Raw genomic sequence first — 13625 nt, forward strand, 5'->3', positions numbered from 1 at the left:
ATAACAATGATATTTTTTTAACTTAAAAGCCAAGATTCTAAATTCAGCATTTCTACTTGCTGAATCCGGCGAAAATCATTGTCTGTTGAAACTAAAGTGAAATTATAGTAAATTACAGTAGCTGCAATCCAGAGGTCATTATCTCCAAAACCAAGAGATTGTAAGTTAAAATTTCTTCGTTGGGCTTTTTCTTTAGGCCCAAAAGTATTTATCGACTTGCCTTTAAGATTGCCATAAACCTCAGAAATTGATAAGTTAATTGGATAAATATCAATTGTATTTAAAAACATTCTGACCTGCTGAACATTAGCAACACTTTGATCAGATTTAGCTGCCATGTAAAGAAGTTCTCCACATACTACAACGCTGGTAGCAATTCCCGCTTCGCTATGAGCTTGTAGTTGTTGAATTAAGTTAGAATCACCAAAGATAATACGACTACAATGATTAGTATCGAGTAAGTACATTAAAATTCTGTCTGAGAACGAGTATCATAAACAAATTGAAGGCATTCTTCAAAGTCGTCTCCCTGCCATGTTTGAGCAAACTTTAGCAAATCTTTAGCTTTAGAACCGCGCAAAATTGGCTCTCCCTCTTTTTGTAAAACTTCTAAAGACTGGTTTTGAGATTTCTGTTCTTTAGTTTTGAGATATTCAAGATAATTAAGAGTTTGCTCTAGAATTGATTCAGGAGCTGTTTCAATTGCCGCTAAGAGTTGTGCTTTGATAGAAGTCATAGCTTTTTAAACTATCAGATAGTATAACTATTATTTTAATTTTACCACACTTTATAAAAACAAATTTTTATAACTTAATTTCTTCTGTAAAAATAGTTGATAATTTCAACTCTGACTGACAAAGATTAAGATAAATTTGCGCGACTTGATCTAAGGGGTTTTGTTGTAAGCAATCTTGAAAATGTTGGGCGGCTAAGTTAAATTGTTGGGCTTGGTAAAATTTGAGGGCGGTGTTAAATAATTCTGTGGTTGCTAATTTACCTTGGCGAATTTTGGGAACATCGGCGGTAAATACTTCATGAACGGTGACGGCTGTAATTTTACCTTTGACTTTTACTTGTCCAACTATGCGAATATGAGAGCGATCGCAATTTTTTAAACGTTGAAATGTTTGGTCTGTAATTAATAGTGGTGTGTTAAATGTTTTAGTTAAGCCTTCTATTCTGGAGGCTAAATTTACCGCATCACTAATTACTGTCCCATCCATGCGATTAAAACCGCCGACTGTGCCTAAAATCAGTGAACCAGTGTTAATGCCAATGCCAATTTGAATCGGGGTTTGACCTTGAGTTTGCCGTTCTTGATTGTAAGTGACTAAAGCTTGTAACATCGCAATGCCGGCTTGTACTGCATCATCAGCATTGCCAGCAAATAAAGCCATAATGGCATCGCCAATATATTTATCGATGAAACCGTTATGTTGAATAATTATTGGTTCCATACAACTCAAATATGAGTTGATGAATTGAAAGTTTTCGGCGGGTGTTAACGTTTCTGATAAAGTGGTGAAAGAGCGAATATCAGTAAATAAAACCGACATTTCTCTTTGGACTTGATCACCCAACTGCACATCAACAATGCTTTGTTTGTTGAGAAATTGAAGAAATTGGCGGGGAACAAAGCGTTCGTAGGCTTGGTTTAAAGCGGCTAAATCGGTGTATAAACGAGCGTTTTCAAGCGAAATTGCTGCTTGCGTCGAAAGTAAGTTGAGTAACTCTAAACGATCAGGGGTGAATGCGCCTGTGGTCAAGTTATTTTCTAAATAGATGATACCAGTGAGTTTACCTTGATTAATTAAAGGCGCACATAAAAGCGATCGCGGTTGAAATTGGCGAATATAAGGATCACGGATAAACTCACCTTTGCGCGTGGCATCATTCAACACTACACTTGTTTTAGTGCGGATGACATAATTGACAATTGCCACAGACAGCATTGAGCTATTTTCTATCGGCAATGATTTTAAGACTTGAATGTTATTTTGTTCAACTGTACCTTGGGCTTCAATTAAAAACTTGCCTTTAGTTTCTAATAGTAAACACCCTTGTTGCGCTCCCGCATTTTCCATTAAGATTTGCATTAAATTAGTCAACAGTTTATCTAGCTGAATTTCTCCTGATAAAGCTTGAGACGCTTTCATCACTGTGACTAAATCCAGGGAAGCAGAACCACTGGTACTTGTAACACTACTAGCGTTAGTACTTTTAGTAGAAAGATGAGGACTAGTAATTCTTTCTAACTTGCGGCTTAATAATTGAGGATATTGATTTTCCAGATGTTTAACTTTTGCAGTTGCGCCCCATTGTAAATAAAGATAAGCAGCATCCTGCATATACCCTTGGGCAACTTTCTGTTTATTTTGGGCAAGATAAAACTTGGCTGCGAGTTCATTGGCTAACGCAGCTTCGTTAGGATAGTTGTTTTCTTGGGCTAAATTAATGGCACGATCATAACAAGCGATCGCTTCTGCTGTTTCATGATGAATTCGATGCCATTCTGCTTCAACTAAGGCTAATTTATGGCTGTAATTACTCGGTGCAGACTGCGCCCAAGTTTTTAGTTTTTTGATATTGGCTGTAACTTGTTTGAGTAATGTTTGCCGTTCTGTTAAATTGCTAGTTCCTACTAAGGCTAACCGCAATAAAGAATCATAAAAACAAAACCAACCAATGATAAATAACGCCACTACAGCATCTATATAAGGAATTGCTAATTCTGCATTTTGCCAAGCAGTCTGGTAATCTTCAAACCAATAATTGAGTGTCAATAAATGAGTGTAGACAGTAAAAGTTGCTGTGCGATAATTTGTCTCGATGTGTAGAGGTAAACTGGCTGTGATATTGTAAAATTCCCCTACCAACTCACAAGGATTGGCATTTTTACCCTGCAAATTGGCAACTGCCTGCCGATAAATTTGAATTAAATCTAAAACTGGCTTTTTCTTAAACTTCTGAATTACTTCTAGATAATTAGCGAAACTTTGATCTAATTCCTTTAAATCTTGTCCACAAAAATAACTATGACTGGTACCAACATTTGCTGCAAAAGCCGCATACTCAGTATCACCAGTATCTCGTCCTACTTGAAAAGCAATTTGCAATGCAGGTAAAGTATTAGCAATTGGTTCTCGCCAGTGACGCACAAAGCTATTCACCACAAACAATACTCTGGCTTGCATATTTTTGGCATTTAAGCGTTCTATTAGTTTTAATGCCAACTCACCAAACTCATATCCTCCGGTTAAATCTCCGACAACACCACACAAAATCAAGCCGTAAGTAGCATAAGCAAAAGCTGATTCTGGCGCATTTCCATGTATGGCGGAAAGTTCCACCTGTTTAAACACAGTTAAAGGAAATAAGTTTGGTGCTGCTAAATAAGTTGAAGAAGCAATACTAGATAAAATATGAATTGCGGCTAACTTTGTGGGATTAGTTAGTTGAGGTAAATCAGCTAAATTTTGTACTTGTCTACCAGCTAAAGCAAGTTTCGTTTTTAATAGTCCCAACAGAATTTGCAATTGTCCAGGGTTAGCTGCTAAAGGAATTCCTAAAAGTTTGAGAACTTGCAAACCTAATTTTACGGCTGTTAATAATTCATCTCTGGCGACAAGAGATTGAATTTTAATGGCATAAACTTGGACTTGATCAATTGTGGTTTGAGTGTGACGTAACACCACCTCAATTAATTCATCCATATATTCAAACGCCCCAGCCAAATAAGCAGCTTCGACAGTCGCTTCGTGTAAAGATAAAGTCAAAGAATATTGCTGTTGCCAACTTGTTGCTGTTAAACAATTAATTCCTGTTTTGAGGTATTGCAAAGCAGGTTCGTAAGCGGCGGAAGCTTTTGCTTTGTTACCTGCTGTTAAATTTAACTGTGCTAATTGCTGTCGCTGTTGTGCATCGGTAATTAATTCCAAACCGAAATTTAATTGGTTAACAATGTCAAAAATCTTTTCTTCTTGTTCTACGATAGTGATATTCTGCAATAACAATTGCCCAATTTGCCAGTGAACTGCTTGTTTTTCTTTGGTAGGAATGAGTGAATAGGCTGCTTGTTGGACGCGATCGTGTAAGAATTTGTAGACAACATCTAAATTTGTTAAGTTGGCGGCAATTTCTTGATCATTCACTTGTAATAATTGATAGTCGTTACCTTGAGGAAAAATCAGCCCCATTTCTACGGCTTCCCATAACTCGGCGGCTGTTTCTGGCAAAGATTTTTCTTGGACAATGGCTAAAGTTTTTAAATCAAATTGATTGCCAATGCAAGATGCTAACTGTAAAACTTGCTGAGAAGCAATTGGCAGTTTTTGAATTTTACCCGCCATTAATTCCACAACGTTATCGGTAATTTGCGCCGCTTGAATTTGGCTGAGTTGCCAATCCCATTCCCGGCGCAGCACATCAAATTGCAGCAATCCTTCTGTATACAGCGACTTGAGAAACTCATTCATAAAGAAAGGATTGCCGTTAGTTTTCTGCTGTAATAATTGTGCCAGGGGAGTTAATTTGTCCCAATCATGACTATTAAAGGTATCACTCAGCAGTGCATGAATTTGCGGCAGTTCTAACGGTGTTAAGGCAATTTCATTAATTGTGACTCCGGCTGTTGTTAAAGTAGCGATCGCACTCCGCAACGGATGAGTTGCATCTACTTCATGATCTCGATACGCCCCAATCAGCAATAAGTAGCGACTATCTAACTGACTTGTCAATAATTCAATCAACTGTAAAGATGCACTATCCGCCCACTGCAAATCATCCAAAAAAATTACCAATGGATGTTCTTTTTGGGTAAAAACAGTAATAAAGTTTTGAAATACTAAATTAAAGCGATTTTCTGCTTCTTGGGGCAGCAACTCCACCACAGGCGGCTGCTTACCAATAATGAGTTCAACTTCCGAAATCACATCAATAATAACTTGACCATTGTCACCCAACGCATTTAATAATTTTTCTCGCCAAATATTGATTTCTGTTTCTGTCGCTGTTAATAGTTGGCGAATTAAAGCTGTGAAGGCTTGAATTAAAGAACTGTAAGGAATATTGCGTTGAAATTGGTCAAACTTTCCTGAAATAAAATATCCCCGTTTTTGCGTAATTGGTTTATAAATTTCCTGCACTAAAGCTGATTTGCCAATTCCAGAGTAACCTGCAATCAACATCACTTCGCTTTGTCCACGACTAGCCCGATCAAAAGCCATCAATAAGTCGGTAACTTCTTGTTCTCTACCGTAAAGTTTTTGAGAAATTTGCAATCGATCAGAACTATCTTTCTGTCCTAGTGCAAATTGCGAAATTTCCCCGGTTGTTGTCAACAAATCACGGCATTTTTGTAAATCTGCCTGTAAACCAAAGGCGCTTTGATATCTTTCTTCCGCAGTCTTTTCCAGTAACTTCATCACTAATTGCGAAATGACTATAGGAATTGTCGGATTAATTTTATGTGGCGGAATTACTTGTTTTGCAATATGACTGTGGACAAGTTCTACTGGATCTTCGCTAATAAATGGTAATTGTTTTGTGAGAAGTTCGTAAAAAGTCACCCCCAAAGAATAAAAGTCACTGCGATAATCAATCGCGCGATTCATTCTTCCTGTTTGTTCTGGCGAGATATAAGCCAGAGTTCCTTCTAAAATATTGAGGTTTAGTACAGTCGGATTTTCTTTTGACAATAGCGTTGCAATCCCAAAATCAATAATTTTGGTTTGGTGCGTTTCGGGATTGAGCAGAATATTTCCGGGATTAATATCTTTATGAATAATTTGTTGCTGGTGAATTGCACCTAAAGCTGCTGCTACTTGAATTGCAATGTGCAGAAAATTGTCCAGCGAGAGCAAATTCTGACTTAGCCAACTCCGTAAAGGTTGTCCGCCAAAATCTTCTAAAACTAAGACTAAAGTATTTTGATATTTTTCGACACTGTAAGCTTGGATAATTCCCGGAACTTGAAAGCGGCGTGTCAGTTCGTATTCGAGTTTAAACCTTGCGATCGCTTCTGGGGTAGGATATTCCTCCCGCAATAATTTCAGCACGACTGGTTGGCGATCGGACTCTCGGTATCCCTGATAAACCTGAGAACGAGGGCTGTCATACAGTTCTCTTAAAATTTTGTACCCTTCCAGTGCGATCATAGATTGCTCAAGCATTAGAGCTATGTTTACCAGCCTCACCAGTATAGTTTGGACGCTTTTAAAAGTGGTAAGATTACGTAATAGTTTTTCGTTAGCAATGCAAAAAGCTCAGTGTAGCGATCGCACTGAGCTAGATAACAGAATTCAGGAGTCAGGAAACCTAAATTCAGGATGAATTCTGTACGGCTGACTGCTAAAATTCTTCTTCAACTATTTATTGTTCACCACCAGAGCTACCGCCATCATCACCGTAAACCGGACGACAAATGTAGGTGGGATAACGACGGGAATAATCTTCATTAGATGGGAATAAAGGTTGTTCGCCAGATGGGAGTTGTCCACCGTATGGGGATTGACCACCAAATGGTTTTTTTCCAGTATTTTGTCCACCAGATAACAGCTGCTGTTCTGCTGTTGATAAGTCAACAATTAAATTAGATGTGATGTATTTATTTGACATGATTCTTGACCTCACTTAATTGATAGGTTTATAAGACCTATGCTTTTATTATTCGTTGTTTTGTCTTTTAATGAATTATTCTTTGGTTGGAGTTTTTTGTTTAAAAACTCATTCTTTAGGATTAAATATATTAAATAATTAACAATTACGAATAGTTTCAATGCCAAGTTTCCCCAACTTCTTTAAAAAGTCAGGGAGTTGAGATTATAAATCAATACAGTTCAGTTAAGACTAAAACTCTTTGTTAAAGTCATTTTTTTTAACGAACCACAAAGGGCGCAAAGAGCGCGAAGAGAAGAAAAAAGTACTAACTGAACCGTATTGGATTATAAATGTTTAAAATCTCAATAAATCTTTTAAAACATTATTCATCCAACTATTCCATTTATCAACGCTGAAGGTCACTTGTGGCCAACGAAAGGTTACAGAAGTGCCGATAGTAATTTGTGATAAATTATATCTACTACTTTGTGTATTCGATTCACCTCCTGAGCTTAATTGATTTTCGGCATCAGTTTGAATATCTGTTTTTTGCAGAAAAAAATCACTTTTAGCAAAAAAATCTGAATTTTGTCCAGCCGCTAGAGATTCTTGCTCTTGTGGAGATAATTCTCTGAGATTAGCTGTGCTATTTTCAAACATAGACTTAACGCTTCACATAAATAAGCAATTTTAAAAAGATAAAAACTTTAAATGTTCTCCTTGTTGCGAGAGAAATGTTTCCAGTGTTCCTTGTAATTGCACTTGACCTTTTTCTAACATCACAATCCAGTCAGCGCGATGTACAACACTAGGACGATGAGTAATCAAAATTGTGGTTTTACCTTTGCGGGATGCTAACAACTGATCTAATACTTGTGCTTCGCTTACAGGGTCAAGTCCGGCTGTAGCTTCGTCTAAGATTAGTATAGGTGGATTGGTGAGAATCCCTCTAGCGATCGCTAATCTTTGTCGTTGTCCCCCAGAGAGATTCGCGCCAAATTCTCCTAACACAGTTTGATAATTATTCGGTAATTGACTAATAAAACTATCTGCATCCGCAATCTCGCAAGCTTTGACAATCTCCTCAAAGGAAATATGGGGAGTCCCTAAACGAAAATTATCAACAATTGAGCGACTCCAAAAATGTGGTTCTTGGGGTACATACACTACTTGTTGACGTAAACAATCCAGGGCGATATCTTGAATGTTATAAAAGCCGATGCGGATATTTCCTGAATTTAACTCATACAACCCAGCAATGAGTTTTGCTAAAGAACTTTTTCCACAACCTGATTTGCCAATTAAAGCAATCACATTTCCACCAGGCAGTTTTAAAGAAAATTCTTCTAACAAGTCCACTCTCCCAGCATGATGAAAAGTGACTTGGGAAAACCGAATATCTGCATCAGCAGGGATTTGCACCGTGGGTTTTTGACTCCCACCAATTACTTCTGGTGTCGCTTCAATTACTTCTAAAAGCCGCGAAACAGCAGTCTGCGATCGAAAATATTCATCGCCAAACCCAACTAAAGAGTTAATTAAATTCAAAACATTGACTTGTAAAACATTAAAAGCCAATATTTGACCAATGCTTAACTGTCCTTGAATAACTAATATACTACCGAATCCTAATAAAACTACTCCACCAATGGTAGAAATTAATCTTGCAACAGTACCGTTAATAATCCCAATTTGAATCGTGCTGAAAGTTAAATGTGCTAACCGACCAAATCGGCTTTGAAATTCATCCCAAAATTGAGGAGCAGCATTCGTCGTTTTAATTACCTGTGCGCCTTTAAATGTTTCTACTAACACACCTTGATTTTCTGCACCCAAAACCAATAAACTGCGAGTTTTTTGCTGAAGAATTGGCAAAAAAGGTAAAGTAGATGCAGTCATTAATAACGCAACCAAAATCACTGCAATGGTTAACTGCCAACTATAAAACAGCATAATGCTGAAAGAAATTATCGCAATGAAAAACTGACTGGGTAATAAAATCACGATTTGCGATACTAATTGATTAATTTCATCAATATCTCTTAATCGGCTCGAAATTTCCCCACTCCGGCGCGATTCATAATAACTCAAAGGTAACTGAAGAATTTTGCGGGCAAACTCCATCACCAGTCCTAATTGCAAGCGTTGACCAAAGTGAGCAATCATCATTGACTGTACGACTTGCAAACTACTACTAAATAAGCTACTAATCACAACGGCTGAGATTACAACAACTAGTAATTGAGTATCTCCCCGCACTAAAACATCATCTGTTAACAGTTGCAGCAAAACTGGACTACCAAGCGCCAGCACACCTAAAACAATATTGATGAGTAATACCTGACTCAGCAAACTCCGATAAGGTAATACACGCTGAAAAAACCTACCTAAACCCTGCTTTTGTTCTTCTTGAAACTGCACAAAAAATCGCGTCGGATCAGGTTCTAGTAAGAGCATCACCCCGTTCCAAGCGGTGGTTAATTCTTCGCGGCTAATGTAGCGTAAGCCTGTCGCCGGATCAGCAATTACATACTTTTTCCCCCGCTTACCGTACAGCACAACCCAGTGATAGCCGCGCCAATGAATAATTGCAGGTAAATGGATTTCTGTAATTCTATCCATGATTGCTGGTGCGGCTTTGACGGCTCTAGCATTAAATCCCAATGTCTCAGAACCACGTTTTAAGCCGAGTAAAGTTGTACCTAACTGTCCAGTTCCTACAGCTTCTCGGCTTTTACTCATACTCAAGAAGCGTCCGTAATGTTTGCAAATTGAAACTAGACAAGCGGCTCCACAATCTTCTTCACTGGATTGTAAAACACACTGGTATTTTTTTTGGTGTTTAAATTTGAATAGACCAAACATGATAATTTGTAATGCAGAAAGATGAATTTTTTTGATTCTGAATTCTTTTAAATATCTGCAATTAATCTGGCTTTTCGCAGAATGAACTGCATCACTGTTTCTTGGCGAGAAATAATATCAGCGCGTCCTTCCATTCCGGGTTTGAGATGACACTGGCGATCGCCTCTACCAACAGATAAAGTTTGCGGTACAATTGTCACTTCATAAGCTGGTGGTGTTTGCACAGTCGGTAATGTAGCGTTTTTCTCCACAGCTAAAGCGTCGGGTGCAACTGTGGTGACAGTACCCTTGAGTGTGCCGTAATCTGGATAAGGACAAGCAGAAACCTGCATCTGTACTTGTTGATTTGCTTTTACCTTATCGATATCTTGCGCGGGAACTCTGGCTTTAATTTGTAATGTTGCATCTAAAGGTGCAATCTGCGCGATCGCTTCACTGGGTTGGACAACTTGTCCAGGGTTGCGTAAATTAAATTGCAACAAAATTCCATCACTCGGTGCGCGAATTACCGTTTTACTCAAGTCATTTTCGGTTTGTTGGAGTTCTTTTTGCGTCGTGTCTAGTTGCTTTTGCAATTCTAGGCGCTGCTGAAGTAAAGTTTCTCTTTCTTTTTTCAAAGCCGCCAAATCTGCTTGTTTCTTCGCCTGTTCTTGCTGAATGCGTGCAATTGCCACAGCTACAGGTGAATCACTTGGATTAATGGCAGTTTTCGCCTTAATTAAATTTGTTTCCGCAATTGTTAAGGCTTGGTCTTTTTCTTCTAAACTATTTTTCGCGTTGGCTTTGGCTTGTTCTAATTTAGTTTCGGCCGCTTTGACTGCCAATAGCTTTTCTTCTAAGCTATTTTTGGCATTTTCTTGAGCTTGTGCCAGTTTAGCTTTTGCCGAAATCACCGCTTGTTCTTTTTCTTCCAAAATATTTTTCGTGTTGGCTTTGGCTTGTGCTAACCTCGCTTCCGCCGATTTAACTGCTTGAACTTTTTCTTCAAATAAATTAAGTGGCACGGCTCCCAATGCTACTATCGGCTGTAGGCGATCGCGTTGTAACTTCGCCATTTGCAAAGCGGCTTCAGCTTCTTGGACAGTAATTGTTAACAGTTGCTCTCGTAATAATCTATCTTTTTGTTTTTGCGCGATGCTTAAGACAGTTTCCGCCTCTTGCACAGTTGATTGTAATAGTTTTTCGCGCTGCAAGCGATCGCGTTGTATTCTTGCTAAAGTTAATGCAGCCTCGCTTTCCTGCACAGTTGTAGTTAGGAGTTTTTCGCGCCGTAATCGGTCTTTTTGTAACTTTGCAATAGTTAAGGTTGATTCTGCTTGCGTCATTTCCGCTAAAGCTTTCATTCGCTGATCTTGATAGTTGCGTTCAGTCCCACTTAAATCTGCTTGCGCCGCTAAAATTGTCTGGTTCATTAATTCAGTTTGTGCCGCCAACTGCATATTAATTTGACTCAGTTGAGCATCAATTTGACTTAGTTGTAATTTACTTTTTTGAATTGTATTTTGTAGCTGACTTTTTTGATTTTGCAGTCGCCCATCATCCAGGTAAGCGATCGCTTGGCCTTGTTTGATGATTTGATTATCTTTCGCCGCAATTTTCTCCACAGTTCCAGTAATCGCCGACTCCACAACTTTGAGTTCTCCCAAAGGTCGAATTGTTGCCGGAACTTTCACCGTGACATTGTACTTAAAAATAGCAGCCAACCCGACTGCCAGCACAAAAATACTAATCATGACACTCCCAGCCACACCAATCCATTTGCCAATGCTGGGAAGAAATTCATTGACATCAAATACAGGAAGTTGTTCTGGTTTCAGGTCATTAAAACTACTATCAGCATAGTTTTCCTGAGCGCGTAAAGAATTCACTGTACTGCACCTTATGTGAGAAATTGAAATACTTGCTTTAATGATGTTTACTATCAACGAATCGACATAACTTGATAGCAAATTAAAATTAACTATCTTTGGGAATAAGCCAAAAGGAATAGACGAAAAACTTGGGATTTTGGCAGACAAACATAGCGAAATACCAAGCAAATTTTAGGTTTTGCTTCTGGGGCGATCGCTTTGAGTCATTATTTCATAAATTACCTTTATAAAAGGCAGATAACATCATTACCAATAATCCTTTATAATTACTTATGGGGGACGAGAAAAGTGTGTGACAAGCAAGCACAGCCATAACTTTTCTCATATCTCTAACGTGGGCAACGCAGAGAGAAAATAGAGGAGAATGCTCAAACTCCCTCAAAGACCTCACTTACGTTGAGCGAGTAATCACTATCTCCTCTCCCCTCTTCTTAATGCAGACAAAAGAATTATGCAATCGATTTTTAAATTTTAAAAATCGATTTATATTTCTGTCTGCCGCAAGTAGAAAGGCTTAGAAAAATTGCACTGTATTAGGAAAAATCTCAAATTTCTGTACTCCTACCTCCTGAATTTAAGGCAGCACCACAGAACTACTAACTGGTGTGGCAACATCCGCATTATCTAAAGGATTAATAGATAATGAAGACGCGGCATTATTTTGGCAATAGTTACGCTGAGTGTAACTATTGGTAACATTAGTTTGATTTTGATTCGTTTTACCCATTGTATTTTTCGTAAAACTTTGATCAAAATTACTGTCGTTGGTTTGCAAGTCGACTCCACCCATAACTAACTCTTGCTGCTGGAGAATTAACTCAAACCACAAATCTGACACAATCATTTGACGTGACATATTTTTAACCCCACTTACCTAGTATCTAGATAAAGAATTCCAGAAAAATCTCAGACAATTCTGGAATTCTCTTTATCAAGCGCGTCCCAAGATAAGCTTGAACACCCAAACCTTTGATTGAGCGATCGCTACAATATGCCAATATTTAAATAGGTAAATTGCAGACTTCACTCAAAAGTCAGAGTTAAACTTTTCTAGTGATTTTAGAAAAGCAAAGTTTGGGTAATTTAGCTTCCACTGAGTGAGCCTGTTTCTGGTGAGGTAGTGGTATCATTCCCGCTGGGAGAAGCACCTAAAGCCCCAACTGTTGGTAAAGATGGTGTACCCAATCCCAAGAAATCTTGTGCAGAGGTGTTGACTGAGGAAGATATACCAACAGAATTAGCAAAGCTACCATTGGGGCCAGAATTAGTTAATCCCCGTAAAAAGGAGATTCTTTTATCATAATTGCTATTAGCCAACTCAAAGTCAGTACCACCAGTAGCAATCTCTTGCTGTTCTACCGATAAAGCAAGATACAATTCGGACGTAATTATTTGATGTGACATGATTGTTAGCCTCACTTACATTATCAATCAGCAAAGAATGTCATGTATAGCGGTAGTCAGAGATGTTAGGACAATTTGAAAGCTTGAATGCCAGGAATAGTAAGACTTTTACTCCTGCCTTCTGCTATATATGTGCAATCATTTCTCAAGCAAACCGAAAAAATCGCACAAGAGTTTTTAGCATTCATCAATGCTGACTTTTCCAGAGAAAACCAAAAGTTATGAAATGATTCAAGACAACAGCGATCGCTCCACGTAGCTGTGTCATACTCAAAATGAATACTATGTAAATTGCAATTTGCTAGTCTTGAATCAGTAGCTAGTCTGAATTCTTCTTCTAGGGAATGTTGTAGACTAGCTGAATTTTAATGCAACTTTGGTAGGCGATTTCCACCAATACCAGCAGGGCTACTTCCACTAGTAGCATTTTGTATACCTACCGGAGATTCTGCCGCACCATTTGAACCTGGTGCAGAACCTAAAGCACCAACTGTGGGGATAGATGGTGCGCCCAATGCCAAGAAATCTTGTGCAGCAGTATTAATTGTTGCAGATGTGCCAATAGAATTGGCAGTGCTACCATTAGGGCCAGAGAATGCTAGTCCTTGCAAATTCACAAGTCTTTTAGCAAAATTACTGCCAGCCAACTCAAAATCCGCACCACCAGCCACTAATTCTTGTTGTTGATTTGATAACTCAATCAACAACTTTGATAAAAATATTGGATGTGACATGATTGTTAGCCTCACTTACGTTTGGTGGGTTGACCACCTAAGTACCCAACTATAAGCACTGTTTGTCAGGAAATCATAAATCTATAGATAGAAATCAAAACTCTAACTTTACTACTCACAGTAGATATAAAAAAATCTTTTATGTGTTCAAGAT

General features: G+C 38.3%; 11 protein-coding genes. 1 reads left to right on the top strand and 10 read right to left on the bottom strand.

Features of this window, described 5'->3' with window-relative positions:
• Window positions 1-17: 17 nt before the first annotated feature.
• From H6G75_RS12040 to H6G75_RS12080, 9 genes are all read right to left on the bottom strand, one after another.
• Complete coding sequence (locus H6G75_RS12040; protein ID WP_190980167.1) at window positions 18-467, bottom strand: type II toxin-antitoxin system VapC family toxin; 450 nt, start codon at window positions 465-467, stop codon at window positions 18-20.
• Complete coding sequence (locus H6G75_RS12045; protein WP_190980168.1) at window positions 467-736, bottom strand: hypothetical protein; 270 nt, start codon at window positions 734-736, stop codon at window positions 467-469. Before H6G75_RS12045 ends, H6G75_RS12040 begins: the two co-directional genes overlap by 1 nt.
• Window positions 737-803: 67 nt before the next feature.
• On the bottom strand, window positions 804-6170 hold the full coding sequence (locus tag H6G75_RS12050; protein WP_242051514.1) for an AAA family ATPase: 5367 nt from the start codon (window positions 6168-6170) through the stop codon (window positions 804-806).
• Between the two features lie 199 nt (window positions 6171-6369).
• Complete coding sequence (locus H6G75_RS12055) at window positions 6370-6615, bottom strand: hypothetical protein (RefSeq protein WP_190980169.1); 246 nt, start codon at window positions 6613-6615, stop codon at window positions 6370-6372.
• 336 nt (window positions 6616-6951) lie between these two features.
• Entirely contained in the window at window positions 6952-7257 is a 306-nt protein-coding gene (locus tag H6G75_RS12060; protein ID WP_190980170.1) for a hypothetical protein, read from the bottom strand.
• 30 nt (window positions 7258-7287) lie between these two features.
• Window positions 7288-9462 (bottom strand): peptidase domain-containing ABC transporter, encoded by a 2175-nt coding sequence (locus H6G75_RS12065; protein ID WP_190980171.1) that lies wholly within the window; start codon window positions 9460-9462, stop codon window positions 7288-7290.
• A gap of 47 nt (window positions 9463-9509) precedes the next feature.
• On the bottom strand, window positions 9510-11330 hold the full coding sequence (locus H6G75_RS12070) for an HlyD family efflux transporter periplasmic adaptor subunit (RefSeq protein ID WP_313934832.1): 1821 nt from the start codon (window positions 11328-11330) through the stop codon (window positions 9510-9512).
• A gap of 577 nt (window positions 11331-11907) precedes the next feature.
• Window positions 11908-12189 carry a hypothetical protein gene (locus H6G75_RS12075; protein WP_190980172.1) on the bottom strand — a complete coding sequence of 94 codons (282 nt, stop codon included), beginning with the start codon at window positions 12187-12189 and terminating at the stop codon, window positions 11908-11910.
• A gap of 227 nt (window positions 12190-12416) precedes the next feature.
• Window positions 12417-12737, bottom strand: coding sequence for a CTB family bacteriocin (locus H6G75_RS12080; protein WP_190980173.1), 321 nt, complete (start codon window positions 12735-12737; stop codon window positions 12417-12419).
• An 87-nt stretch (window positions 12738-12824) separates the two neighbouring features.
• On the opposite strand from H6G75_RS12080, the gene H6G75_RS12085 reads away from it, so the two are divergent.
• Window positions 12825-12962 (top strand): hypothetical protein, encoded by a 138-nt coding sequence (locus H6G75_RS12085; RefSeq protein ID WP_190980174.1) that lies wholly within the window; start codon window positions 12825-12827, stop codon window positions 12960-12962.
• 140 nt (window positions 12963-13102) lie between these two features.
• Here H6G75_RS12085 and H6G75_RS12090 read toward each other — a convergent pair whose 3' ends face one another.
• Window positions 13103-13471: a CTB family bacteriocin gene (locus H6G75_RS12090; protein ID WP_190980175.1), complete on the bottom strand. Its 369-nt coding sequence runs from the start codon at window positions 13469-13471 to the stop codon at window positions 13103-13105.
• Window positions 13472-13625: the final 154 nt, after the last annotated feature.

Origin of the sequence: Nostoc sp. FACHB-280 (assembly GCF_014697615.1) — a bacterium.
Taxonomy (GTDB): domain Bacteria; phylum Cyanobacteriota; class Cyanobacteriia; order Cyanobacteriales; family Nostocaceae; genus Nostoc_B.